This window comes from Streptomyces griseorubiginosus (assembly GCF_001514195.1).
Taxonomy (GTDB): domain Bacteria; phylum Actinomycetota; class Actinomycetes; order Streptomycetales; family Streptomycetaceae; genus Streptomyces; species Streptomyces griseorubiginosus.
In genome coordinates this window covers 1-922 of the sequence record NZ_KQ948759.1, presented here as the reverse complement: position 1 = coordinate 922, position 922 = coordinate 1, and the positions used below count along the sequence as shown (strand labels likewise).

Here is a 922-nt window from a genome sequence, read left to right as displayed (position 1 = left end):
ACTAGGGTTCGTCTTCAAAGATCACCGGATGGTGGATCATGGTGGGGTGATACGCCGTCATGAACTCACCGACCAGGAGTGGGAGTTACTCGCTCCGCTGATACCGCAGGCCTCGACGGGCCGGCCGCGGGTGTCGGACCGGCAGGTCATTAACGGGATGGTCTACAAGATCAGGACCGGGATCTCCTGGCGTGACCTGCCGGAACGCTACGGGCCGTGGAAGACGGTCTACACCCGCTTCCGCCGTTATGCCTTGGACGGCGTGTTCACCCAGGCCCTGCAGCAGATCCAAGCTCGTGCGGACGCGGGCGGTGACATCGACTGGCTCGTCCAGATCGACTCCACCATCGTCCGCGCCCACCAGCATGCCGCCGCCACTGGCCGAAAAGGGGGATCAGCAGGCCGGACGAACCGGACGATCACGCCCTCGGCCGATCCCGAGGAGGCCTGACCACCAAAGTCCATCTCGCCTGCGACGGTCAGGGACGGCCACTGGCAATCCTGGTGACACCGGGTCAACGCCACGACAGCGTCTGCGCACGCCCCCTCCTGGAACGCATCCGGGTCCCGCGCACCGGCCCGGGCCGACCACGCTGCAGACCCGACCACGTCATCGCGGACAAGGCTTACAGCTCCCGCGGCTTCCGCGCCTACCTGCGGCGACGCGGTATCGCGCACACCATCCCGGAGAAGAGCGACCAGCAGCGACACCGGTACAACCGCGGCCGCCAAGGCGGGCGCCCACCAGTGTTCGACCGGCACATCTACCGACAACGCAACATCGTTGAGCGTTGCTTCAACCGGCTCAAGGGGTTCCGCGGCATCGCAACTCGATACGAGAAGACCGCCGTCTCCTACGAAGCGGCGGTCACACTCGCGTCATTCCTGCTGTGGGCAAGATCCGTTTGAAGACGGACCCTAG

At 65.5% G+C, this 922-nt stretch carries 1 protein-coding gene; it reads left to right on the top strand.

Going from position 1 to position 922, the window contains the following annotated elements; genetic code table 11:
- The first annotated feature begins 49 nt into the window (after positions 1 to 49).
- Positions 50 to 909, top strand: a protein-coding gene (locus AQJ54_RS44760) for an IS5 family transposase (RefSeq protein WP_428843827.1) whose coding sequence is annotated in 2 segments (ribosomal slippage) — positions 50 to 416 and positions 416 to 909 — 861 coding nt in all. Because the reading frame shifts where the segments join, the coding sequence is not laid out codon by codon here.
- The last annotated feature ends 13 nt before the right edge of the window (positions 910 to 922 follow it).